At 39.9% G+C, this 25,428-nt stretch carries 18 protein-coding genes; 6 read left to right on the top strand and 12 right to left on the bottom strand.

The annotated features are described in order from the left end of the window. Positions 1 to 49: 49 nt before the first annotated feature. Positions 50 to 1,117: a phosphatidylinositol-specific phospholipase C1-like protein gene (locus tag ABMQ40_RS03775; protein WP_370896710.1), complete on the bottom strand. Its 1,068-nt coding sequence runs from the start codon at positions 1,115 to 1,117 to the stop codon at positions 50 to 52. A 313-nt stretch (positions 1,118 to 1,430) separates the two neighbouring features. Here ABMQ40_RS03775 and ABMQ40_RS03770 point away from each other — a divergent pair, with 313 nt between their 5' ends. Both ABMQ40_RS03770 and ABMQ40_RS03765 read left to right on the top strand, forming a co-directional pair. After that, a complete protein-coding gene (locus ABMQ40_RS03770; protein ID WP_370896708.1) occupies positions 1,431 to 4,475 on the top strand; it encodes a SusC/RagA family TonB-linked outer membrane protein in 3,045 nt (1,014 codons plus the stop codon). Between the two features lie 16 nt (positions 4,476 to 4,491). Next, positions 4,492 to 6,255, top strand: coding sequence for a RagB/SusD family nutrient uptake outer membrane protein (locus tag ABMQ40_RS03765; protein ID WP_370896706.1), 1,764 nt, complete (start codon positions 4,492 to 4,494; stop codon positions 6,253 to 6,255). A 74-nt stretch (positions 6,256 to 6,329) separates the two neighbouring features. Here the strand turns inward: ABMQ40_RS03765 and msrA are convergent, their stop codons facing one another. The 9 genes from msrA to ABMQ40_RS03720 all read right to left on the bottom strand — a co-directional run bounded on the left by msrA (position 6,330) and on the right by ABMQ40_RS03720 (position 19,690). Next, positions 6,330 to 6,890 carry a peptide-methionine (S)-S-oxide reductase MsrA gene (msrA, locus tag ABMQ40_RS03760; protein ID WP_370896704.1) on the bottom strand — a complete coding sequence of 187 codons (561 nt, stop codon included), beginning with the start codon at positions 6,888 to 6,890 and terminating at the stop codon, positions 6,330 to 6,332. Positions 6,891 to 7,105: 215 nt separating this feature from the next. Next, positions 7,106 to 8,074: an ROK family protein gene (locus tag ABMQ40_RS03755; RefSeq protein ID WP_370896702.1), complete on the bottom strand. Its 969-nt coding sequence runs from the start codon at positions 8,072 to 8,074 to the stop codon at positions 7,106 to 7,108. 87 nt (positions 8,075 to 8,161) lie between these two features. Then, on the bottom strand, positions 8,162 to 9,373 hold the full coding sequence (locus ABMQ40_RS03750) for a PepSY-associated TM helix domain-containing protein (protein WP_370896700.1): 1,212 nt from the start codon (positions 9,371 to 9,373) through the stop codon (positions 8,162 to 8,164). 47 nt (positions 9,374 to 9,420) lie between these two features. Beyond that, the gene (locus ABMQ40_RS03745) at positions 9,421 to 11,538 is read right to left on the bottom strand and encodes a TonB-dependent receptor (RefSeq protein WP_370896698.1); all 2,118 of its coding nucleotides are present in this window, start codon (positions 11,536 to 11,538) and stop codon (positions 9,421 to 9,423) included. After that, positions 11,538 to 12,740 (bottom strand): PepSY-associated TM helix domain-containing protein, encoded by a 1,203-nt coding sequence (locus ABMQ40_RS03740; protein ID WP_370896696.1) that lies wholly within the window; start codon positions 12,738 to 12,740, stop codon positions 11,538 to 11,540. The genes ABMQ40_RS03745 and ABMQ40_RS03740 overlap by 1 nt, the downstream gene beginning before the upstream one ends. A 41-nt stretch (positions 12,741 to 12,781) precedes the next feature. Further along, the gene (locus tag ABMQ40_RS03735; protein WP_370896694.1) at positions 12,782 to 14,965 is read right to left on the bottom strand and encodes a TonB-dependent siderophore receptor; all 2,184 of its coding nucleotides are present in this window, start codon (positions 14,963 to 14,965) and stop codon (positions 12,782 to 12,784) included. 143 nt (positions 14,966 to 15,108) lie between these two features. Beyond that, positions 15,109 to 18,180 (bottom strand): preprotein translocase subunit SecA, encoded by a 3,072-nt coding sequence (gene secA, locus ABMQ40_RS03730; protein WP_370896692.1) that lies wholly within the window; start codon positions 18,178 to 18,180, stop codon positions 15,109 to 15,111. Positions 18,181 to 18,306: 126 nt separating this feature from the next. Then, positions 18,307 to 18,528, bottom strand: a complete 222-nt coding sequence (locus ABMQ40_RS03725; protein ID WP_002662059.1) for a DUF2795 domain-containing protein — start codon at positions 18,526 to 18,528, stop codon at positions 18,307 to 18,309. A gap of 139 nt (positions 18,529 to 18,667) precedes the next feature. Beyond that, the gene (locus ABMQ40_RS03720; protein WP_370896680.1) at positions 18,668 to 19,690 is read right to left on the bottom strand and encodes a GDP-mannose 4,6-dehydratase; all 1,023 of its coding nucleotides are present in this window, start codon (positions 19,688 to 19,690) and stop codon (positions 18,668 to 18,670) included. A gap of 88 nt (positions 19,691 to 19,778) precedes the next feature. Here ABMQ40_RS03720 and ABMQ40_RS03715 point away from each other — a divergent pair, with 88 nt between their 5' ends. Together ABMQ40_RS03715 and ABMQ40_RS03710 are read left to right on the top strand one after the other, a co-directional pair. Continuing rightward, positions 19,779 to 20,576 carry a DUF2797 domain-containing protein gene (locus ABMQ40_RS03715; protein ID WP_370896679.1) on the top strand — a complete coding sequence of 266 codons (798 nt, stop codon included), beginning with the start codon at positions 19,779 to 19,781 and terminating at the stop codon, positions 20,574 to 20,576. 25 nt (positions 20,577 to 20,601) lie between these two features. Then, entirely contained in the window at positions 20,602 to 23,256 is a 2,655-nt protein-coding gene (locus ABMQ40_RS03710) for an AsmA family protein (RefSeq protein ID WP_370896677.1), read from the top strand. A gap of 17 nt (positions 23,257 to 23,273) precedes the next feature. Here ABMQ40_RS03710 and ABMQ40_RS03705 read toward each other — a convergent pair whose 3' ends face one another. Beyond that, positions 23,274 to 23,621: a hypothetical protein gene (locus tag ABMQ40_RS03705; protein WP_370896675.1), complete on the bottom strand. Its 348-nt coding sequence runs from the start codon at positions 23,619 to 23,621 to the stop codon at positions 23,274 to 23,276. A 161-nt stretch (positions 23,622 to 23,782) separates the two neighbouring features. On the opposite strand from ABMQ40_RS03705, the gene ABMQ40_RS03700 reads away from it, so the two are divergent. Continuing rightward, complete coding sequence (locus tag ABMQ40_RS03700; protein ID WP_370896673.1) at positions 23,783 to 23,977, top strand: hypothetical protein; 195 nt, start codon at positions 23,783 to 23,785, stop codon at positions 23,975 to 23,977. 129 nt (positions 23,978 to 24,106) lie between these two features. Next, entirely contained in the window at positions 24,107 to 25,153 is a 1,047-nt protein-coding gene (locus ABMQ40_RS03695) for a PA0069 family radical SAM protein (RefSeq protein ID WP_370896671.1), read from the top strand. Positions 25,154 to 25,210: 57 nt separating this feature from the next. Here ABMQ40_RS03695 and ABMQ40_RS03690 read toward each other — a convergent pair whose 3' ends face one another. After that, positions 25,211 to 25,369 (bottom strand): bacteriocin-like protein, encoded by a 159-nt coding sequence (locus ABMQ40_RS03690; RefSeq protein WP_370896669.1) that lies wholly within the window; start codon positions 25,367 to 25,369, stop codon positions 25,211 to 25,213. Positions 25,370 to 25,428 lie beyond the last annotated feature (59 nt).

Below are 25,428 nucleotides of genomic sequence, written 5' to 3'. Positions count from 1 at the left end.
ATCTTTTCCGGCTTACCTGTTGTTAAAATGTTAATTACGTGTTTAAATATTATTTTCCTGTCACAGGATTCTTTCTTTCGTAGGTATTATTATCAAAGCTGATCTTATAGTCTGACTTAAAAAGCCGGCTCGGGTAATAATAATCTGTTGTGATGATCTGTGCCCCGCTTTCTTTGGCTTTTTCAAATCTTGAATAGTCTTCCTTTCTGGCCTCCATAGTATCGGCATCTGCTCTTGTGCGGACAATATAGCCCTGTCTTACCAGTTGTGAAATTTCAGAGCTCGGATCATTCATAAATAAAACAGCAGATTCAGGTGTTCCCGGATCGGAATTGGTGAAAATCATTCTTCCTTTCAGCGAAGGGTGTCCCTGAATATACAGATCCCTGTTTTTACCGTTATTGTCCAATACAAAAAGAAATTTTCCTTTAGCTTTTTCCACGGTTGGCCAGTTCTTTTTCAGGACGGCCTCGTTTAAAGTGGCATAAGCACCGCGTACATCATCGGGAGTAATGATCTTCTCTTTTCCAAGATACTTTTTCAGCTCATTATCAAGGTCATCAAAAAGCTTTGAAGTATAATGCTCAGGCTCGGTACCAAAAGCATTTGCTTCTCCGTCTTTAGGCTCAAGAGTAATAAAAACAGGATCATGATCCGGATGGGAGTCAGACCATTTTTTCAGATCTTTCAGGCAATCTTTCAGCGTATAGTACCAGGTCTGATAATCAATATCTGTAATATGGATCATCTTGTAGCCCGGTTTTTTCATTTTTCCTTCAGGATCAAAGGGCTGGCTCGTTTTTACAAGATCTAATATTTTCGGGTGGGCGTATTTTCCTCCTTTGCTGTCTGCATACACATCGATTTCAAGGTTACGTAATCCGAGATCTAACTGCTCCGGGATGGCAGCATGCTCATATTGTATTCTCGGTAAGAAGTTCTGAGAATCTCTCTTTGATAAATATTCATATACTTCAGGGAGAATGGCTTTTTTATAGCTGTTATGTGAGCCGATCACCTGGATTTCATTGATCTTTAGTTTGTTAAAGTCTTTATGCTGAGACCATAGCAGGTTTAATGAAGACAGATATAAACCCAGGAAAAGTGCCTTTTTCATTTGATCAGTTTTTCTAGGGCAAAATTAGTGTCTCTCCGGTTAAGCGATTTATATATAGTGTTAACTGTTTTTTAAAGTTTTGTAAATATGAAAATGGGTAATTAAAGAATATTAAAAAGTAGAGTTATATTATTTTCTCAGTTTGAGAAATTTAGATTTTGTTGATTTTAACATAATATTAAGTTAAAACAGTTTTTAAGCAAAACATTTTACTTTGTATGCCGAAAATAAAAACTAACAGGCAAAGAAAAAACCACTGTTGCGGCAACAACAGCGGCTTTACATAAGCATGTGATCACAATTACTTAATGATATGTACCACAAAATTAACGTATTTACATTTAAAAAGCTAATTCCGATAGCTTTAATCTTTCTGGTGGCCAATCAGGTCCATGCGGAAGGACTTACAAAAGCCCATTCTGTTTTTTCGCAGGTGAATGAGACGATCTCCGGAGTAGTGCTGGACCAGGATGGTTCTGCGATCAATGGGGCAAAGGTAACCGTTGTTGAGACCGGAGTTACCGCCACTACCGATGCAGTCGGAAATTTTACAATTTCTGCATCAGTCGGACAGACCCTGTCCATTTCCTATGAGGGATATGAAACCCAGACCGTGAAAATTACAGGAACTTCTGTTTCCGTGAACCTGAGATCTAAAAAAGAAGCGGCTTCTATTGCTGAAGTCACCCTGGTAGGGTACGGGGCCCAGAAAAAATCTGATCTGACAGGAGCTGTAAGTCAGCTGAAGGCTGAAAACTTCAAGGAAGGAATGAATATTTCTGTTGATAACTTAATGCAGGGGAAAATCGCGGGGGTTCGTATTGTTCAATCAAGCGGGGAGCCCGGAGCAGGAGTGAATGTTTCGATCAGAGGTATCGGCTCCATCAGAAGCGGGAGTACACCTTTGTTTGTTGTGGACGGAGTTCCTCTTAGCAATGATGCGGTAAGTGCAACAGGGCCGAATATCGGTTTAGGAAATGCCCAGGCAAAAAACCCGTTAAACTTTTTAAATACATCCGATATCGAATCGATAACTGTTCTGAAAGATGCTTCCGCAGCTGCAATTTATGGAGCGAGAGGATCAAACGGAGTCGTTTTGGTAACAACAAAAAGAGGAAAAAAAGGTGAACCGATGTTCACGTATGATACCTATTTAGGCTTTTCTTCCGTGATCAAAAAATTGGATTTATTAACGGCGGATCAGTACAGGGCCGCAGGGATCGACAAACTTTATGATCATGGCGGAAACACAGACTGGCAGGACGAGATTTACAGAAATGCGGCTTCATCAAATCACTCGGTATCCTTCTCAAAATCCACGGATACAGGGAATTACTTTGCCTCGATCGCTCATATGGATCAGGATGGAATCGTATTGAATAGTAACTTCAGAAGGACTACGGCCCGTCTGAATGCGGAAGAATCCTTCTTTGATAATAAAAGGCTCAAGGTCAAGCTAAATCTTACCGCGAGCGACATCAAAGAAACCGGAATACCCAACGGAGCAAACGCAGGTTCCGATGGCCAGGTGATTATCCATGCTTTAATGGCAAACCCGACACGTTCTGTTTATGATCAGAATGGAAATTATACGAATTTCAATATGAACGCCCACTACAATCCGCTGTATCTGTTGAGTGTTTATAATGATAAGACCAATACGTTCAGGGTTTTAGGAAATACCGAAGCCACGTTGAGGATATTACCGGGATTGAATTATAAATTTAATCTGGGTATTGACAAGACCACTTCAGAGAGGAATACAACAATGTTTCCGAATCTGACGGACAGAACACCAAAAGGAATGTATGTTCAGGCTAATCTTGAATCTTTGAATGTCCTTCTGGAACATTACTTAACCTATGATTTTAGTTTAAATAAGCATAACTTCAGCTTATTGGGAGGGTTCTCTTATCAAAAATTCAAGTTTTCGGGAACTTATTTCGGAGTAAGAAATATTGCTGAGCAGGGCGCAGGAATCCCACCGGAGATCAATCCGGGCTATTCCGGCGAGGCCTTTATTCCGGGAGCAGGCTATGCCCAGGAAAATGAGCTGCAATCATATTTCGGCAGGGTAAATTATAATTTTGACAAAAAGTACCTGCTAACGGCCTCATTGAGGGCTGATGGCTCCACACGCTTTGGTTTAAATAACAAATACGGATATTTCCCGTCTGTTGCCTTAGGTTGGGCGATTTCAAACGAGAATTTCCTGAAGGATTCCAGGATCATTAACGAGTTGAAGCTGAGAGGAAGCTGGGGGCAAACCGGTAATCAGGAGGTTCCAAACAAAATTACCCAGGCAAGTTATTCATTGTCACAGAGTGCAGGGTATTATCTTTATGAGAATTTAAATCTCATTAACGGAGTTATGGTAAACAGAACGCCAAATCCTGATCTTAAATGGGAAGTGGTGGAACAGATCAACGTAGGTACGGATTTCAGTTTATGGAAAAACAAGCTTTACGGATCATTAGAGTATTATAACAAGACCACGAAAGACCCGATTCTGAATATACCTTCAGGAGTATTGAGTCCTACAAGCACGGTATGGAAAAATGTTGATGCACAGATCGTTAATAAAGGCCTTGAATTTTCTTTGGGCTCAGAGATTATCAGGAATGAGAATTTCACCTGGAGCTTTGATGTGAATGGGGCAACAGTAAATAATACGGTAAAAGATCTTCCGGTCTCAGCAATTTATTCCGGGGAAGTATCAGGTCCCGGGCTTTCGGGAGTTACAGCCAATATCTATAAAAACGGATATGAAGCGGGATCTTTCTATATGCTGAATTACCTGGGGGTTGATGCCAATGGGAAATATATTTACGAAGATGTTGACGGTGACGGAGCAATCGGTCCGAAAGACAGGAAGATTTTTGAAGGGGCGATCCCGAATTTCACTTTTGGTATCAATTCTTACATGAGATACAAAAAGTTTGATTTTGCATTCTCTTTCATCGGACAGACCGGAGGGTATCTGGTGAATAATACAGCTTTGGATCTAAATATCAATAATTTAGCTTCAGACAGAAATGTTTTGAAAAGCTTCTATGATTCAGGGGCCAGTTTTACGAACCAGCCTCAGTTATCCTCTTTATATCTTGAAAAATCAGACTTTATCCGTCTGAATAATGTAAGATTAGGATATACTTTTGATATCAATCAGTTGAAGTTTTTGAGAAGCATAAATCTTTATGTGAGTGCACAGAATTTATTTACAATTACCAGCTATTCGGGCTATGATCCGCTTGTTGACACAAACAAGCAGGTAGGAGGAAATCAGTCACTGGGAATTGACTATACGACGTATCCGTCTGCGAAAACTTTCATTTTGGGAGCAACTGTTAAATTTTAAATAAGTTAAAAAAATCATGAAATATAAATTTTTAAATATTAATAAGATCCTTTTCTCCATTTTGACACTGGCTTTAATCGGGTGTACCGATCTGGATGAAAAAGTGATTGATGAGGTATTGGGTTCTGAAAGCCTGGCCAATCCTGAAAGTGCCCTCGCTGCAGCTTACGGACAGCTTGGTGACGGAACTTTCGTAGACCATGGAAGCGTTTTCGCATTACAGGAGTATTCTACTGATGAGGCTTTGCTGCCGACAAGAGGAAGCGATTGGGGAGACGGAGGAAAATGGAGGGCGATACATGAGTTTACCTGGGACGCTAACAGTGATGTGGTAAAAACTACCTGGGACCAATTAAATTTCGGGATCACTAAATCTTTAACGGCCATCAGAAGTATTGAAAAAAGCAATGTGAGCAATAAGGCGCTGTTCTTAGCGGAGGCAAAAGGGTTACTGGCTTTTTATACTTATACAACGATTGACCTTTTCGGACAGGCGCCCTATAGGGATCCGGGCGATATAAATGCTCCGATTCAGGTGAGAAAAGCAGAAACGACAATTGATGAGCTGATCACTGAGGTGGAAGGGCTTATCCCTGATCTGGCCGATATTAAAACCCAGAATACCCATGCCGGAAGGTTTACCAAGCAGGCAGCTTATGCCTTACTGGCAGATATGTATCTGAACAGAGCGGTTCTGAAAAATAAAACGGCAAGTACATTCAACTTTACCGAGCAGGCAGTGAATGGAAGCGGAACAGATATGGATAAAGTAATCGAATACTCCAGCCAGCTTATCAATTCAGGGTTTTTCAGTCTGGAATCAAACTATTTCCATAATTTTGATATTAATAATGATACGAGCAAGGAAATGATCTTTACGATCGTTCAGAAGAAAAATTCCAACAGAAACGCTGATAACGACCTTGCTTATATGTCTATGGAAAGGATCCAGAAGCCTTCCCCGGACAACAGGGGGACAAACGCATCCTGTATCACACCTGAATTTTATTATTCATGGAACGGAAATCATGAAGATCCTCGTTTTCACAGATACTACCAGTATGATGACGGAACATGGTTTAAGAATGACGGGACAGATGTAAGCGTACCGTCTACAAGTAAGGTAGAGGGAACAGGAAAACCCTGGTTTCATTTTAACAGAGGGTTGCAGGTGGGCCAGCAATACGGGCCTAAGATTCTTAGTAACGGAAGCTTTGATATGACCCCGGATGGAAGGATTAAGGTGTATAAATTATTCACAGAAAAAAATACTACACTCGCAGCAGATTTTACTCCGGAGCTGAATTTCGATAATCCTTCGGAATCTGTATTTACACAGGCTCAGATCAACAGAGGAGTAAGGGTTTTCAAGTTTGAGTTTGATCCCGGATATGGCAATAATGGAACAAGCGGAGTAGACATCCCTTTATACCGTTTGGGCGGAATTTATATGATGAGGGCAGAAGCTTATTTCAGAAACGGAAATATAACGGCTGCACTGGCCGATGTTAATAAGCTTAGGACAAGCAGAACCCGTGAGGCTTTATTCAACAATGCTCCGGGAGTAGCCATCGCTTCTTTGGATGCCACAAAGCTGTACAATGAGATAGGGTATGAACTGTATTGGGAAATGTACAGAAGAAAAGCCATGATCAGATTCGGGAAGTTTGATCTTCCGGGAACAGTTAAGCCGGCATCTCAGCCTTACAGAAGGATCTTCCCGATTCCACAGGCAACACTTGACGCCACCAAAGAGCTCTCCCAAAATCCAGGATATTAGATTTCTTCATATCAAATAGTATTTGCGTAAAACAACAAAGCGAAGAGGAAACTCTTCGCTTTTATTTTTGATGATTAAAGATCATTTTCATCCAGCATTCCCCGCGCTCCGAAATGTTTTTTGAATTTCTGGATTTTCGGGCCTACCACAGCGCTGCAATAGGGCTGAGTAGGATTTTCATTGTAATATCCCTGATGGTATTGTTCCGCCGGCCAGAATTTATCAAATTTTGTCAGCTCTGTCACGTAATTACCCTGCCATCTTCCTGATTGTTTGGATCTTTCAATTGCTTCTTCGGCCTTTTGTTTTTCAGCTTCGTCCTTATAGAAGATCACTGAACGGTATTGGGTCCCGATATCATTCCCCTGTCTGTTCAGTTGTGTAGGATCATGCAGGAAGAAGAAGACATCCATTAACTGTTCATAAGAGATAATTGTGGGATCATAAGTAATCTGCACTACTTCCGCATGTCCGGTTTCTCCCGTGCAAACCTCTTCATAGGTAGGATTATCTTTATGACCACCGGAGTATCCTGAGATGGCGGACTGTACTCCTTTCAGCATATTGAAACAGCTTTCCACACACCAGAAGCATCCACCGCCGAAAGTGACCTGTTCTAAATTATTTTTGTCCATTTTTGGTTAATTATGATTAAATGTTTTCTCTTAAAGGAATATTATTCGAGAAAAAGCAGATCAAAAATATGAAAAACTTTTCCATATTATATCAAAAACAGATTCTTAAACACCAATTACATTGATAGATAAGGCAAATGATGTTATCACTATAATATCATCCGCAAGAATAAAAAAAGCATCCGGAAGGATGCCTGATATTTTATAGCTTTCATTTACTTTTCCCAGACCAAAGCGCTTGCACCTAAAATGGCTGCATCCGCCTCATCAAGTTCACTGAAAACCAGTTTTACCTTATTTCTGAATATAGGAAGAAGATTCCTTTCCATATGGAGTTTAGCCGGCTTTAAAATAAAGTCGCCCGCCTTGATCACTCCCCCGAATAAAAGAATGGCTTCCGGTGAGGAGAACATTACGAAATTAGCCAATGCTTCCCCCAGTTTCTGGCCTGTATATCTGAAAACTTCTATGGCAATAGGGTCTCCTTTCAGGGCACATTCATGAACTGTCTTAGAATTAATGGCCTCTTCAGGATATTGATTAAGCATAGATTCCGGAAATTCCGCTCTCATTTTTTTTGCTGTAATGGCAATTCCTGTTGCGGAGGCATAGGCTTCGAGACTGCCTTCAGAGCCTGTGCTCCAGTGCTTTCTTCCACCGGGTTTTACAATGGTGTGTCCCAGCTCCCCGGCAAAGCCGTCATGTCCGTAGATCAGGCTGCCGTTGGCTACAATCCCGCTTCCTACTCCTGTTCCCAGAGTGATCATAATAAAATCCTTCATTCCGCGGGCTGCCCCGAAAAGCATTTCTCCAAGGGCTGCAGCGTTGGCATCATTGGTTACCGTACAGGGCATATTGAATTTTGCCTTCATCATTTCACCAAAAGGAATGATCCCTTTCCATGGAAGATTTGGAGCCTGTTCTATGGTTCCCTTATAATAGTTTCCGTTCGGTGCTCCCACTCCGATACCGTCAAAGTTTTTTTCTTTTCCGTATTTTTCAATTAAAGGGTGAACATTTTCGTATAAGACATCAATGAATTCTTCAGTGGTGGCATAAATATCTGTACGGATGTTACCCTTTTCAAGAACTTCCCCTCTGTGGTTTACAACCCCGAACTTCGTGGTGGTTCCTCCTATATCAATCCCAAGGGCAACGTGTTTTGATAAATCTATTAATGACATGCTTGTTCTAAATTCTAAAGGTCTAAAATTATAAAAAAGATTGTATTAATAGATTATTCACAGAATATTTATTATAAAAAAAAGTTTTTAGGCAGCTTTTGCCGTTTTTTTCTTTCTTCTTCCCCACCATATCATAAAGCCTGTGACTGGTAATGAGGCACATATAAGACTGACGATAAAAGCGATGATCTTGGTAGGGAGACCCAAAATGGATCCTACGTGGATATCATAATTAGCGGAAACCACTTTCTCGCCGAAATTTTTATCCTTCGGATCGTGAGTATGAAGCAGCTCACCTGAATTTTCATCAAAAATGAGGCTGCTGCTTTTATGGTAAGAATAAGAAAGATGCTTTACATAGACCTCAAAATTCGGATGCTCATGATCATCCATATGCTCATGGCCCAGATCTATCGAGAAGCCAAAAGCGTCAGGATACTTTTCCTTTACAGTATTGCTGATCTTGTCTAAAGTGGTTTCTGTCCTAAGTTCGATAGGAGCTTTGGTTCTGATGTGGGAAAAGTCCGGATACGTTGTTTCTCCACCGGAGAAGATCACATAGATCATGGCCTGTACTGCGAAAAATGCGTAGAAAAGCCCGGTAATAGAGAAGATTAAAGCGAAAATTGATGCATAAAAGCCCAATACATTGTGGAGGTCATAATTCTTCCTTTTCCAGCCTTTTACATTTTTCCATTTGAAGGAAAAGCGCTGTTTCCTGGCAGACCTGTTTTTGGGCCACCAGAGAATAATTCCTGAAATAAGCATGATAATAAAAATGATTACAGGGATTCCCACCAGATAAGTCCCCCATTCCTGCTTTAAAAGGAAACTCCAGTGGATCATTTTTACAATCTGGAAAAAGCCGTTCTTTTCATCGTAGGTCCTTAGGACCTCTCCGGTATAAGGGTTTACATAGGCAACCTTGTAAATCGGGAACTCATTAAAATAGTTCCAGCCTTCCGGGTCATGCTCATACCAATAGAACTGGTAAGACATTTTCCTGTCAATAGGAATATTCACCCAATGTACGGGATACTTTTCATTAACCTGGGCTACAACGGCTTTTTCCAAAGTACGGATCGGAAGAACCTCTTTCTTATCAACATCCGGCTCATGGTGATAGATCACGTCTTTCCTGGTGATATTTTCAATTTCATCCTTAAAAACATATAATGCCCCCGTAATTGAAATTATAAAGATCAAAAGGCCGATACCCAGCCCCAACCACAGATGCAGTTTCCCGGTCCATTTTTTAAATTTGCTTTGCTTTTTCCTATGATGATGCTTTTTTCTCATGCTATTTTACGTTCTGCAAAGATAAGCCAACTTTTTATTTAGATTAATTAAAATTTATATTCAATCATGAAGGTTCCCCTCATCCCCAAGGAATTTGTAAAATCGCTGTCCCTTGCAGACCACCATGCAATGGCAGGCTGATACAGCTTATTGAAGACATTTTCAATACCCAGAGATAATTTCCAGTTTCTGTTCAGCTCATAAGTGGATTTGAAATTAAAAACCGTATACTCAGGGACTTTTCCTTCACCATAGGCATATAAACCTGTTTTCGGATTAGGATCAAACCGGTTCTGTCCGAAAGCATGAAGCATATCAAGGCCTACAGACAAAGAGGGTACGGGTCTTACCTGCACATAGGCCAGTACCTTAGGTGCTGAAATTCTGCTGTTATTGATTTTTGTTGAATAATCTCCGTCATCCTTTAATGAAGTAATCCCTTCCATCCAGCTGTAACTTCCGCCGAAATTGATCCATTTAGAAGGTTTGAAATGTAAGTACCCTTCCACGCCATACACAATTTCCGGGGCCCTCTGGATCATCAGTGCCCTGTCCGGACTCTGAACAAATGAAGCGCCGAGTTTGGATGTACTGACATAGGAGGTCACCTCATAGTTGATCCAGTTCAATATCTGCCCGGTAGCTCCCAGCTCATAATTATTGACAATGATCGGCTTGGTTTCAAGGTTGCTAATGGTATCGGAAGTGGAGGTTCTCAGGATTCTTCCCAGTTCGTTGATGGAATAAGACTGGGAAAAGCTCCCGAATAAATTGATGTATGGCTCTATATTATAGCGTATCCCGATATTTCCTACTAAAGCATTGTAATCCAGCTCGCCGCCTTTTACGAAAATACTTTCGGTAAAGGTTCCGTCATTTTTAATTGTTGATAAGGTATTGAAATCCCCAACTTTTACATTCATATTCTCATAACGAAGGCCTCCTTTCAGGGTAAGCTTTTTAAACAGATCAACCTTGACCAAAAGGAAAGGAGCGATGTTGGTCATATCCATGTCGGGCGTCCAGTAACGTCCGTCTTCAAGTTTCTGAACGGTTTTATCATTCAGGATATCTGCACCATAAATGATCTCAGCCTGGGAATTCACGGTATTCCAAAGCTGGGTATCAAAATTGAATCTGGCTCCTGCTTTTTTGGAAATCACATTAGACTGTCCGCCATTCAGGAAGGTGTCACTGTATCCGTAAACCGTTCTGAAATCCTGGTAATAAAGATTGATGTTTAAAGAAGTATTCCTGAACAGGTTTTTATTATCGTAACTTAATTTATAGTTATGATTTCGCGGTGTACCTTGCGGAGTGGTCTCACGGCCGAGGCCCCTCCCTTCTCCGATGGTAGGCGTGATGCCGTATTTGCCGGTTCTCAGTCCCAGATCAAGATCTGACCTGGATGCATATCCGATGTATGAAGCTTCAATCCTTTGATTACTGTTGATATTGTACCCCAGCTTAAGCATGCCGTTATAATTATCCATTTTTGCGGGGCTGTAGGTAGGGCTTAGGTCCACTCCGTCCGCATCCTTCATATAGCCCGTTCTTTCATAAGCCAGGGAAGCAACATAATCTATCTGGTCATTAATTTTTCCGGAAAGCAGCTGGCTGGCCCTGAACCCCAATGTTCCTCCGTAAGGTTGTCCCGTAATACCGATCTGGGATATTCCCGATATTTTTTTATCAGAATTGCTTCTTCTGGTAATGTAGTTAATGATACCTCCGTCTGCGCCATTTCCGTAAATTGAGGAAGCTCCTTTGATGACTTCAATTCTTTCAATTACAGAGGGATCAATCACCCTTAAGTCCCTGGCCCCGTTCCTTAGAGGGGTAGATTGGGGGATTCCGTCAATCAGAACCAAGACCTGGCGCCCTCTCAGGGTTTGTCCTGTATTGGATGTTTGCCCGGAGCTGGTAGCCAGACTCGGGACGGTATATTGCAGTATGCTGGTAATATCTGAGTTAACTGTTAACTGTGACTGGATCTGCTTTTCACCGACAATGGTAACAGAGCTTGGGACCTCCTTAATATTTTCCTTTTTTCTTGAAGCAGTCAGCACAACCTCTTCTACATTTTTTGTCTGTAAACTGTCTTTAACCTGGGCGTAAGCAGTAACTGTTCCCAGGCATGCCACTGATAAAAGTGCTTTTCTCATTATATTTTCTTTCCTTGTTTCTTTCGTTTTCCCCACCATACCAAAAAACCGGTTACCGGCAATGAAGTACATATCAAGCCTGCGATGAACCATAGGATTTTGCCGGCAAGACCAAAGTAAGACCCTGTATGGATGTCATAATTGGCATTGGCATATTTCTCGGCATTGCTTAATTCTCCGTGGGGTTTATTTGATAGCAGTTTACCGGAATATTTATCAAAGACAAGCTGATTCCGGATGCTGAATCTTCCGTCCTTGCCATAAATGGTTACCGGAATATTGTTCAACTGTTTTCCTTTCTTATTTTTTCCGTTCAATGGAATCCTGAAGCTTGATGACTGTGAATATAGTTTTCTGGTCTCCCGTGCCGTCAGGTCAAAGACAGAACTGCTCTTTGCCATGAGTGAATCAGGTGACCTGATCTCCTTTTCTTTTGGAAGGTCCGCAGAGCCTGATAATGTAATATTGAATGCGTTCTTTACAACAGGGTAGGCGAAATAAATCCCTGTTACACTTAACAGCAAAGCTATAAATGAAGCATAGAAGCCGAGAATGCTGTGAAGATCATAATTTTTACGTTTCCACGTTTTTATATTTTTCCAATCGAACCAGAAACGCTTTTTCCGGGAATGCTTATTTTTCGGCCACCATAAAATAATCCCGGTAATGAGCATAAAAATAAATATGACAACGGGGATCCCAACCACATATTTCCCCCAGTCAGAATTCAGAAGAAGGCTCCAGTGCATGGCTTTCAGAATCGGGAAGATATCATATTTTTCATTATAGATGCCCAGAATTTCTCCGTTATACTGATTCACATATACCGTTTTATAGACCAGGATTTCATCAAAATAGTTCCATCCTTTCTTATTTTTCTCATAGTAAAGAAACTCATAGGATCTTTTTTTATCCAAAGGGATCTCAACGGAGCTTACAGGATATTTTTCATGAACTTCAAGGGTGACCTTTTCACGAAGGGTCTCAAGCGGCAGAGGTTTTTCTTTTATGGTTTCTTTTGGTACATAAACAGATTCTTTACGTAGTAAGTTTTGGATCTCATCCTTGAACACATATAAGGTCCCCGTAAAAGCAACAATAAAGATGATCATACCAACGGATAAGCCAAGCCACAAATGCAGCCTGGCAGACCATTTCTTAATAAAAGAGGGCTTCCTTTTATGATGATGCTTTTTCCTCATGCTGAAAAGCTAACCTAACCGTTATGATCAGCTTTTTATACTTAAAATTTGTAAGTAATGCTTCCTATTGCACTTATCAATTTTTGTGGATTTGCCGTAGTATATCCAATCCAATAATGCTCATTGGTAAAGTTATCTACTTTTACCCCAATTCTGAATTTTTTTACATCATAAAAAGCATTTGCATTTAATACAAAGTAGGAAGGTAAAGTGAATATTCCCATTGTTTCAGAGTTTAAAATTTTATTATCACTTGCATAGTTACCCCCTATCCCTATTCCGAAACCTTTAAGATTTCCATCCATAAATTGATAGCTTGCATAAAAATTGGCCAGATACGGAGATGAAGCTGTAGTTGGCCTTCTTCCTAAAACATCTTTATCAGCCTCTGTGAATTTCGAATCATTATAGCTAAATCCTCCGATTAATGAGAATCCTTTTACCAAATAAGCATTTATTTCCACTTCAACTCCTTTACTTGTAAGAGATCCTTCTTGAGCCTGCAAAGCCGTTGATCCTAAATAGCCAACCTGTCTTAACGTGTTATCAACCTTAATACTGTAGTAGCTTATTGTAGATGTAATCTTTCCTTTTAAAAGATTGGCCTTGATTCCTCCCTCGATTTGGTTGGCGTGTTCTGGTTTGGCAAGGATGTTTTGATTGTCGACATTAGTAAAATAACCAAGATTTTTAAAACTGTTTTGATAATTCCCAAAAACTGAAAATTTATCTTTTATGATTTCATAAACAAGCCCAAATTTTGGTGACCATGCAGATTGAGTATATGCAGGTGAATCTCTTTGTCCAAGTTTCCCACCTTTAAAATCATAATTGTCAAATCTTACCGCAGCAAGGAAATTTAATCCTTCTATAAGTGTTAAAACATTGGAAATATAGGCACTGTAAGTATTTGTAATTCCAGTCGTAGGGTAAGTATTATTGGCGCTAAAATTAGGGTTATTCATCAAATTGGCATACTCTGCCGTTACAGTATTATTATTCATTGTGGTATAATCGGCCCCACTAAATGGCACCCAATCAAAATTTCCATTAAAAATAAACATCTGATCATCTTTAACTCTTAGGAAATCAAGACCAACAACCGTTCTGTTTCTCATATTTCCTATTTTGAAATCAGCATTAAAATTCTGTTGAATTTCCAGGTATCTTTTTTTGCTATCTACGGTAGACTGATCTCCTCTCATTAATCCCAATTGAGTATCTGTAGCCGATTTTGGAGAAAAATAAAAGTATGGTCCGAACCCATCGGAATAGCTGGAAGAATAGCTCGCATTGGTAGAAGATGTGATGTTATCGGAGATTTTGTAATTTACTTGTCCAAACAAATTATTTGTTCTTCCTGTATTATAAAGGCCTTTACCCGTGTAAGATTCTTTATAATTTAATCCCATATTTTCCAGTTCCTTCATATTTGTTGCTCCCATAGCAGAAGCTGGCAGGTAGAAAAAGAACATTTGGTTCATCTGGTTTCTACTGTTGAACATTTCATAATCGACATTGATGCTTAATCTGTCATTTATGTTATATGTCAAGCTAGGTGCAAATGCGAAATTGTCGTTTCTTCCGACCGTTTGGAAGGTTCCTTCAGTTGTATAGGCAGTATTAATCCTGAAAAGTAATTTTTTATTTTTAGTGAGGGGTGTATTTATATCCGCCTGTGCTCTGTAAAAATCATAGCTTCCACCGGATAAGCTTACCACTCCGCCAAATGAACTGTAAGGCTTTTTAGTAACACGATTGATAATTCCGCCGTAGCTCGTCAAAAGGCTTCCAAATAAGGTTGCGGAAGGACCTTTAAGAACCTCCAGCCTTTCTAAATTTACAGCATCGATTGCCCCGCTTACAGGTCCGGCAAGACCATTTCTTAAAGAATTATTGGCAATGAAGCCTCTTAAATTAACATAAGCACCACCATCTCCTGACCTTCCTGTAGACTTCCACATGGTTTGTAACCCTGTAACATTTCTGTATGCATCATCAACAGAATATACCATTTGATTCTCTAATGCAATTCTACCTATTGAGGAATACACCTGCGGATCTTCAATAGCCTTTAAAGGCATTTTGTTTGAATAATCAGAATCTTTCTTAATATAAGTGTTGATGATAACTTCATCAATATTCTTGGTGTTGGTAGAATCTTTTTCCTGTGCAAACGTTAGCATAGAACCCAATAATGAGGCACAGATCAGTACATTTCTCATGAAAACAATTTTTTGCAAATATATTGTTTTTAATTATTCTAAATAAATAACAAGATTGATTTTTGTCATATTGGCGGAATTTGTTAATAAAAAATCCGCTTTAGCATTGCCAAAGCGGATTTTTTTTATGTATTAATTATTTATTAAGCGGGAATTTCTCCTTTATATAAGAAAGAAATTATTTCCTTGTTAAGCTTGTCAATCATCTCGCTAAACAGGTGGAAAGATTCCTGCTTATAGATAACAAGCGGATCTTTCTGCTCGTAAACGGCTCCCTGTGAAGATCTTCTCAGATCATCCATCTCACGTAAATGAAGCTTCCAGTTTTCATCAATGATGGCCAGTGTGATATTCTTTTCGAAATCATTGATAAGGCTTTCACAATGAGTTTCATAGGCCTCTTTCAGGTCAGTAACGATAGTCATTGTTTTATGCCCGTCCGTGAAAGGAACCTGAATCATTTTGAACATGGAGCCCTGGTTCAGGTATACATTCTCAATGATCGGGAACGATTTCTCTTTCAAAAGATTAAGCTTCATCTGATAATCCTCCTGGGCAGCCTTGAAAAGAATATTGGTAAGCTCCTGGATATTTTTATTTTTGAAATCATTTTCGGAAATCGGAGATTCCATAGTGAAACTCTTGATAATGTCAAATTCAAAATCTTTGTAGTTTCCGGATGCTTTTCCTTTGGCAACAATAGAATTGGCCACATCAAAGATCATATTGGCAATATCATATTTCAAATGATCTCCGAACAGGGCATTCTTCCTTCTCTTATAGATAACGTCACGTTGCTTATTCATTACATCATCATACTCAAGAAGCCTCTTTCTGATTCCGAAGTTATTTTCCTCGACTTTTTTCTGAGCCCTTTCAATGGATCTGGTGATCATGGAATGCTGGATCACCTCACCTTCTTTATGGCCCATCCTGTCCATCATTTTGGCAATTCTCTCCGAACCGAACAAACGCATCAGGTTATCTTCAAGCGATACATAGAACTGGGAACTTCCCGGATCTCCCTGACGGCCTGCCCTACCTCTAAGCTGCCTGTCTACACGTCTGGAATCGTGTCTTTCAGTACCGATAATGGCCAAACCTCCTGCTTCTTTTACCTCTTTGGTAAGCTTGATGTCAGTACCACGACCTGCCATATTGGTGGCAATGGTCACTACTCCGGGTCTACCGGCTTCGGCAACGATTTCTGCTTCTTTCTTGTGAAGCTTAGCATTCAATACCTGATGTGGGATTTTTCTTAACTGTAGTGCCTTTGAAAGCAGCTGGGAAATTTCAACAGAGGTTGTCCCGACAAGAACGGGTCTCCCCGCAGCGGTCAATTTTTCAACTTCTTCAATTACGGCATTGTATTTTTCGCGGTTAGTTTTATAAACCAGATCCTGCTTGTCATGTCTTAAGATAGGACGGTTGGTAGGGATAACCACAACATCCAGTTTATAGATTTCCCAGAATTCTCCCGCTTCTGTTTCAGCTGTACCTGTCATTCCCGCAAGCTTATTGTACATACGGAAATAATTTTGAAGTGTAATCGTAGCAAAGGTCTGGGTTGCGGCCTCAATTTTTACATTCTCTTTCGCTTCAATCGCCTGGTGAAGACCATCCGAATAACGACGGCCTTCCATAATACGACCTGTCTGTTCATCAACAATCTTTACCTCACCGTCTATCACCACATACTCATCATCTTTCTCAAATAATGTATATGCCTTGAGCAACTGGCTCATGGTATGAACCCTTTCAGATTTCTCCGCAAATTCAGCGAAAAGCTTTTCTTTAGCTTCAAACTCCTCTTCTTTGGAAAGATTTTTGGCTTCCAGTTCTGCAATTTCAGTTCCGATATCCGGAAGAACAAAGAAATTGGGGTCAGAATTTCCCTGGGACATGTAGTCGACACCTTTGTCGGTAAGATCAACCTGATTGTTTTTCTCGTCGATTACAAAATAGAGATCTTTATCTACAATCGGCATATCGCGGTTGTTGTCCTGCATATATTGGGCTTCAACTTTTTGAAGCAATGCCCTGTTTCCGCTTTCCGATAAAAATTTGATCAGCTGTCTGTTCTTTGGAAGACCTCTGTATGCCTGAAGCAACTTAAACCCGCCTTCCTTGGTATTACCTGCGGCGATCAGCTTCTTTGCCTCATTGAAGATGGCTGAAACCGTTTTTTTCTGAACTTCAACGATTCTGTCAATGGAAGGCTTAAGTATGTCAAATTCCTGCCTGTCTCCCTGTGGAACCGGGCCGGAAATGATCAGCGGAGTCCTTGCATCGTCCACCAGTACAGAGTCTACCTCATCCACAATGGCGAAGTTTAGCTCTCTTTGTACCAGCTCTGATGGAGAGGTTACCATATTATCTCTCAGATAGTCGAAACCAAATTCATTATTGGTACCGTAGGTAATGTCTGAATTATATGCTTTCCGCCTTCCGTCCGAGTTAGGCTGGTGATTGTCAATACAGTCTATGGATAGTCCGTGGAACTGATAAAGCGGCCCCATCCATGCGGAGTCCCTTTTGGCAAGATAGTCATTCACCGTTACAACATGAACTCCTCTTCCCGGAAGTGCGTTTAGATAGATAGGCAGTGTACCTACCAGGGTTTTACCTTCCCCGGTTGCCATTTCGGCGATTTTACCACTGTGAAGAACGACCCCACCGATAAACTGTACGTCGTAGTGCACCATATCCCAGACCACGGCGGTACCGGCGGCATCCCATGAGTTTTTCCAAACTGCTGTGTCTCCCTGAATTTCAACGAAATCTTTAGTTGCAGCAAGCTCTCTGTCCCAGTCTGTGGCTTTTACACGGATTTCCCCGTTTTCAGCCCATCTTCTTGCCGTTTCCTTTACCAGGGCAAAAGCTTCAGGTAGGATCTGGCCGAGAACTTTCTCCTCGATTTCATATGACTCTTTCTTTAAAGACTCTATTTTTGAAAAAAGAGCTTCCTTTTCATCAACGTTCGTTAAACCTTTGATCTGCTCTTTTATCTGTTCTATCTGAGCTGTTAATTTGCTGGATGCAGATTTTATAGTTTCTTTGAATTCAGCGGTTTTTTCTCTTAAGCCATCATCAGACAGTTGCTGGATTTCCGGCTCAACAGCTTTGATTTTTGTTACAACTTTTTTTACTTCTTTTAGGTCCTGCGCTTTCTTGTCTCCCAAAAACCCCTTAAGAACTTTGTTTAAAAAACTCATAAATTTTTTGCTTTATGCCTAAAACGATTGCTTTAAGCGTTTTTAATGACACGCCTATCGTGTGAATGTTTATATTTAAAAAGGGCAATAAGCTCTAAGCACAATGCCTAAAGCTTATCACTTCAATTAATATTCGTCTTCGTTCCAAAGGAAATCTTCATCCGTCGGGTAGTCACTCCAAACTTCCTCAATAGATTCATAGATTTCTCCTTCGTCTTCAATGGCCTGTAGATTTTCTACTACTTCCATAGGTGCACCAGTTCTGATTGCATAGTCAATAAGTTCTGCTTTTGTCATTGGCCAAGGTGCGTCACTTAAATATGAAGCTAATTCTAATGTCCAGTACATAATTTTCTAATTTTTTGCAAAAGTATAAAAATAGGTTATATAATAAACTTTTTTATAGCTGATTTTCAATTCTTTTTATTAATTTTTATTTGCCGCTCGTTACAGACCCTGCCACAGCCTGCCTGCAACCGCTTGTTTGTCATTTTCTCAAAAACCATTCCACAAATTTTTTTATGCCATTTTGGAAGTCTGTGTCTGGTTGATAACCAATTAAAGCCTTGGCTTTAGTAATATCCGCATTGGTTTTCCGGACATCCCCGGGCTGCATTGGCAGATTTTTTTTACGGGCCGTTTTCCCGATAGCCTTTTCAATAGTGGAAAGCATTTCAGACAGGGTGATTACCTGGCTCTCCCCCAGATTAAGGATCTCATACACATTGGAATGATTTTCCAGATATGTGACAGATTTTACAATGCCGTCGATGATATCATCAATATATGTATAGTCGCGGGCTGTGGTCCCATCTCCATAAAATGGGATTTCCTGTCCTTGGGAGATAAGTCGGGTGAATTTATGTATGGCAAGATCAGGCCTTTGCCTTGGCCCGTATACCGTGAAGAACCTTAGCTGGATCATATCAATATTATATAGATGATGATACACATGGCCTAAAACCTCCCCGCATTTTTTGGTTGCCGCATAAGGTGAAATAGGGTTGTCCACATTATCGGACTCCGCAAAAGGGGTTTTTTCATTGTTGCCGTAAACGCTTGAAGAAGAGGCGCATATAAATTTTTTGATATTAAAGTCCCTGCACAGCTCCCAAAGATTCATCGTTCCGCGTACATTTACTTCTTCATATTCCAGCGGTCTTTCTATAGAAGGGCGTACACCGGCCAAAGCCGCGAGATGGATCACCATATCAATATGATGGTTTCCGAAAATAAGCCTGAGCCCGTTTTTATCTCTGATATCCTGATAATACAGGCTGTAATTCGATGATTTTGTTACTGAAATGAGCTCTTGGATATCTGCCTGCCTGCCTGAGAATCTGAAATCAGAAAAATTGCCGGTAGACGCCAGGGTATTTTTGATTTTTATCTGATAATCGTAAAAATCATCAAAGTTGTCAATGTTTATGACAGAATGTCCGTTTTTTAATAATTGCTCTATCAAATGAGAACCAATAAATCCGCTTCCTCCGGTAACAAGATAAACCATCTGTGATTTTTTATTAGCGCAAAAATATGAAATTTACTTACTTGAAAATATAATCATTAAATTTACTTAAAAAAGTAATATCAATATTATGCAGTTTCAAGGGCAAATTTTAAAGATGATCAGTTATAATGACCAGCCGATCCAGTATTATCTTAATCTTTCAGGAGATTTGATTCATATGAACGAGCTGTTTGGGAGAGAATTAAGCATTAAACATATAGGGTTTCAGTGTGTAAATTGTGGCGAAAACAAGCCGATTTACAGGATGGGCTTTTGTAAGAACTGTTTTTTCGAAAGCCCGTATGCCAGTGATACCATCATTCGTCCGGAGCTTTCAACAGCTCACCTGGGTATTGAAGAGAGAGATCTGGAGATAGAAAAGGAAATCCAGCTTCAGCCCCATACGGTGTATCTGGCTTATACCGGAGAAGTGAAGGTGGGGGTAACAAGGAATACCCAGATTCCAACCCGGTGGATTGATCAGGGAGCAACATTTGCATTACCTATTGCCAGAACTGAAAACCGCTATGAAGCCGGAATGATAGAGGTAGCCCTGAAACAGCATGTACCGGATAAAACAAGCTGGAAAAAAATGTTACAGGATGATCTTGAAGATGAAGTAGACCTGGCGGATTTCCAAAAGAAAATCAAGGAATATTTTCCTGAGGATTTCCAGAAGTTCTACAGTGAGGGCGAGAACCTGTGGATGTTCGATTATCCTTTTGAAAAACCCGAAAAAGTAAATTCTTTTACCTTAGACAAAAAACCGGAATTCACCGGAAAGCTGACAGGAATTAAAGGGCAGTACCTGGGATTTGACAGTGGGGATTTTATCAATATAAGAGGACATGAAGGATATCTGATAGAGCTGGATATAAAAAAATAGTCTTATATTTATCCAAATCACAATTATGAAAAAATGGGTTAAAAGATTATCAATTGGTCTTGGAGCTTTGCTTATTGTCATTTTGCTTGCTAATTTCGGTTTAAATATCTGGCTCAAGACCCGGCTTCCCCAGTATATCAAAAACAATACAGACTATAAAGTTTCGTATAAAACCCTGGATGTGGATCTTACTACCGGAAATATACTTTCAACAGGCATTTCTGTCAATAGCAAAAATCCCCAGAATATAAATGTAATAGGCCTTCAGGGTACGATAGATACGCTTAAGATCAGCAGGCTCGGGATCTATGATGCTATCTTTAACAAGCAGATCAGCTCTTCGGATTTATTATTGTCCGGTGCTAATCTGAATATGATTCTTGCCAGACCGGTAGATAACAGGACTGGGAAGAAAAGAAATCCTTTTCTGTTTGACAACATCAGGATCCGTAGAGGGAATATCAGCATTTTCAGACACACAAAGCAAAAGTTCCTGTCTGTTCAGCAGCTGGATTTATTTGTTGAAAATCTCCAGTTGACGGAAGAGTCTGTAGAAAATAAGCTTCCCGTTGTTTTTGACCGGTACGACATCAAAGGAAGAAATTTCTTTTTTCGGCCGGATAACGTTTATGCCTTAAAAATAAATACGATTACAACGTCAAACGGGCAGATGAAAGTCGAAAATTTTCAGCTGATACCGTTATTAAGTTTGGAACAGTTTAAAAAATTTTACCCGAAGAAGACGAAGCTGTTCAGATTTACCATCCCGGAAATGGAGTTTAAAGATGTTTTATTGAAAAAAAATAAAATATCCCTTGCCAATGCCAGCTTTCGGGATCCCAATCTTTTAATATATACAACCCATGGGGTTCCCCGCAAGCCGGAGAAACCTCTGAACTATGAAGTGAACTTGGAAGATGTGAGCCTGCGTAATGCTGTCGTTCAGATCATGAAACCTGACGGAAACAAGCTTTTGTACGCCAGGCACCTTAACCTGAACGTCAATCAGCTGAGATTTGACAAGGAAACAGCACGGGGATTCATCCCTATAGGATACAAGAGTTTCCTTTTTTCAGGAAAGGATATTCTATTTTCAAACCATCAGGATTTTAATATCGGCAGTATGGCTTTGAACCCGAAGAGTGGGGAGTTGAGAGACATTTCAATAGTTCCCGGCACTTCTGTATCAGGAAAAACAACAATGGACCTGGTGGGAAGCCATATTGCTTTCAACATCAATAAATGGGAATTTATAGATAACAAGCTGAATCTTGATGTCAAGGATATTCTGATCAACAATGTTAAGGGAACCATTAGGGGAGGAGTAAACAAACCGGTTAAAAAAGCTGCTCCGGCGGGGATCAAATTTCCGGTTATTGTGAGAAAGGTCATCCTGAAAAATTCGTCCATAACCTATGATAAAGGAAATCAGCCTTTGGCTTTTAATGATCTGAACGGGACATTTAGCAACATCGAGTTAAATTCAAATTCCCATTCGAGAGTGGCCGTAAAGGTAAATGATTATTTTCTTACAACCAGAAGCTTTTCCTATAAAACCCGATTCTATGCTATGAGCACAGGACCCTTGAGGCTTGATAAGAATAATGTCCGGATCAATAATTTTGTAATGAAACCCCTCGTTTCGAGAGCCCAATTCATCAAAATGATACCGGTAGAAAGAGATCTGTATGATCTGAAGGCGAACCAGATTACAGCCCATGGCAACTGGGACTTATTTTCACAGAATAAATACATTGACGCATCAGAGGTTACGATTCAAACCGCTGATGCTAATATCTTCAGAAGTAAAGTTCCTAAAGATGATCCCAAAGAAAAGCCTTTGTATTCCCGTATGCTGCGCTCAATAAAATTCCCCGTACTGATTGATAATCTGAACTTAAAGAACTCTGTCCTGGTTTATGAAGAGGATACTCCTGAAAGTTTGGGACCGGGCAAACTTACGTTCAGTAATTTTAATATGACGGTTAAAAACCTTAATTCAGCGAAAGCAAAAGGAAAGCCTACCAAAGTTGATATTAAGATAAACTGCTCTTTTATGAACCTGGCACCTCTGTCTGTGAACTGGAATTTTGATGTGGCGGACCACCATGATGTGTTTACGATCTCCGGAAGAACGGTTAATCTTCCTGCCCGGGGAATCAACCCTTTTATCAGGCCTTACCTTCATATAACAGCAACGGGGACCATTCAGGAGATGCTTTTTAATTTTAAAGGAAATCCGTCCGGATTGAACGGAAGCTTTAATCTTAAGCATAAAGATTTGAAAGTCGCCATTTTAGATAAGAACAATCAGGAGAAAAAAGGAATTCTGACGGCCATTGCCAATCTGGTGGTAAAATCAAACTCGGGAGATCTGCCTGAGGATGTCACTGTGGAAGATGTAGAGCGGGATCCTACAAAGTCTTTTTTTAACTTGTTCTGGAAAGGTATTGAAGCAGGGCTTAAAAAGACCTTGATTGGAAGGAATGTTGATAAAACAGAAAAGACCATTAAAAATACTGTTTCAAAGGTTAAAGATGTGAAGCAGTCGGTAGAAGAACTAAAGCAGGAAATTAAAAGCCCTGACAAAAAGGATGAGCCCGAGCCTCAGAAGGAAAAGGCGGAAAAAGGTTTCCTTAAAAATATCTTTAAAAAGAAAGAAAAGTCCGGAACTGAATAATTCCGGACCAATATATCTTAAAAATCAAATTCATCACTTTCCAGAATAGGAATTTCCCTGAGGAAGTTGTCAAACTCTTTCGGGTAATTGCTTTCTGCACCATAGGAATCGATGATCATTCCCATATTTCCGGCATTGTCTTTTACAACGTAAAGAACGGCATTATCATCCGGATTGCTGGGTCCTTCAAAACGGTATGTTTTTATGATCGTCAATTCAGAAGGCTGATAACTTTTTTCGGAATTTTCAAATTTCATTTCACGGTTTTCATCCATCCTGAATTCCCTGTGGATGCCTCTTTCTGCTAATCTCTTCATGACCTGGGTCAGGGTGGTCATTTTGTCTATATTTCCTGTACTTTCCATAATAATATTTTTCTTTATTACTGCAAGAATTAAACCAATAATCCAATTTTAATGATCATATCCCCATTAAAAAGCCGTTTAAATGTTAACAAAATTTATAATCATTAGAAATATATTGGGTATGCTTTTTGCAATAAGGAAATTATAAATCGGACAAGAATATGAAAAAAGAAGTCGGAGTATTACTGGCAGGAGGGGTTGGTCTTTTGGCAGTACTTAGTATAATAGGCATTAAAAAGATATTACAGAAAAAAGATAAAAAATATAGTGATTACTATACAGATTATCACAGGCATTTTGATGGAAAAAATCAGGATGAGGAATATGACGGAGTAGAATTTTACGCATTGAAGTAGTAAAAAAATATATTAATTTAATTTAAGTCAGAAATCCAACACTTTTTAAGGTGTTGGATTTTTTTTGTGGAAAACTTTAGTGTTAAAACTCATTATTTTGTAATAATTCGGTTCTAATTTTGAAAAAGGATGCAAAAGGAAAATATTATAAAAGGTCAGGGAGCTCAGCGGAACGTTATCAACCGTTTCGATAGATATACCTATGAGCCTGATGATGAGGATCTGGAACAGGAAAAAACGTCTTTTACCGAAGTGTTTCCCAAAACAATTGTAAATCAGGTGAAAAGCGAGGATCTGCCAATGGAATATTCCATGAATCCTTATCAGGGGTGTGAACATGGATGCTCTTATTGCTTTGCCCGGCCTACCCATGAATATTGGGGATACAGTGCCGGGGTTGATTTTGAGAGGAAAATCATGGTGAAGAAAAATGCCCCGGAATTGCTTGAAAAGTTTTTCCGGAAAAAAGGCTACAAGCCTGCTCCGATTTTACTGTCCGGAAATACAGACTGCTATCAGCCGGCGGAAAGACAGTTTGAAATCACCAGAAAGATGCTTCAGGTTTGCCTGGATTACAGACACCCTGTAAATGTATTAACCAAGAATGCCCTGGTATTAAGGGATCTTGATATTTTAAAACCAATGGCAGAGCAGAATCTGGTTTCAGTATCCATAAGCATCCCGACAATGAACGAAGAACTGCGGAGAAAGATGGAGCCCAGGACCAGTTCTGCAAAAAATAAGCTGAAAGCCGTTGAAATCCTCTCCGAAAACCATATTCCCGTAAATGTGATGGTGGCGCCGGTAATCCCCGGGCTTACCAGTGATGAATCCCTGAACATTCTAAAAGCAATTTCAGAGGCCGGGGCTTTAAGCTTCGGGTATACTCTGGTAAGGCTGAATGACACCGTGGAACCGGTTTTTGTTAAATGGATCGAAACCCATTTTCCGGACAGGGCCCAAAAGGTCTTAAATCTTATCCGTTCTATGCGGGGTGGGAAACTAGGAGAGAAACGGTATTTTGAAAGGTACAAAGGAGAGGGCAATATTGCTGAAATGATCCATAATACTTTTAAAATAGGAAGAAAAAAGTTTTTTTCAGATAAAGAATTTCCGAAGCTTACCACTAAAAACTTTACCGGAACCAAGGATCAGCAGCTGAGATTATTTGATTAAAGTAAAAGCTGCCCCCAAAGGAACAGCCTTCTTATAATGTTCAGACAGTTAATTCCTTTACATTGAATTATCCGGGCATGTAAATTTATCACTGCAGGTTGCACAAATGACAACGCCATTACAATAATACATGCAAAAATCATTGCCAGGAGTAATGGTAGTTCCTCCGGAGATCGTTTTCAAAGTCTCTTTACTTAGTTTTTTTAAGTTTTTCATACTGTTTTAATTAAAAATTTGATGTATAAGTAAAGATATATAAAATGTTTTAAACTTAA

The sequence above is a fragment of the Chryseobacterium gossypii genome (assembly GCF_041361455.1).
GTDB lineage: Bacteria > Bacteroidota > Bacteroidia > Flavobacteriales > Weeksellaceae > Chryseobacterium > Chryseobacterium gossypii.
This window is presented reverse-complemented; position numbering and strand designations above follow the sequence as displayed.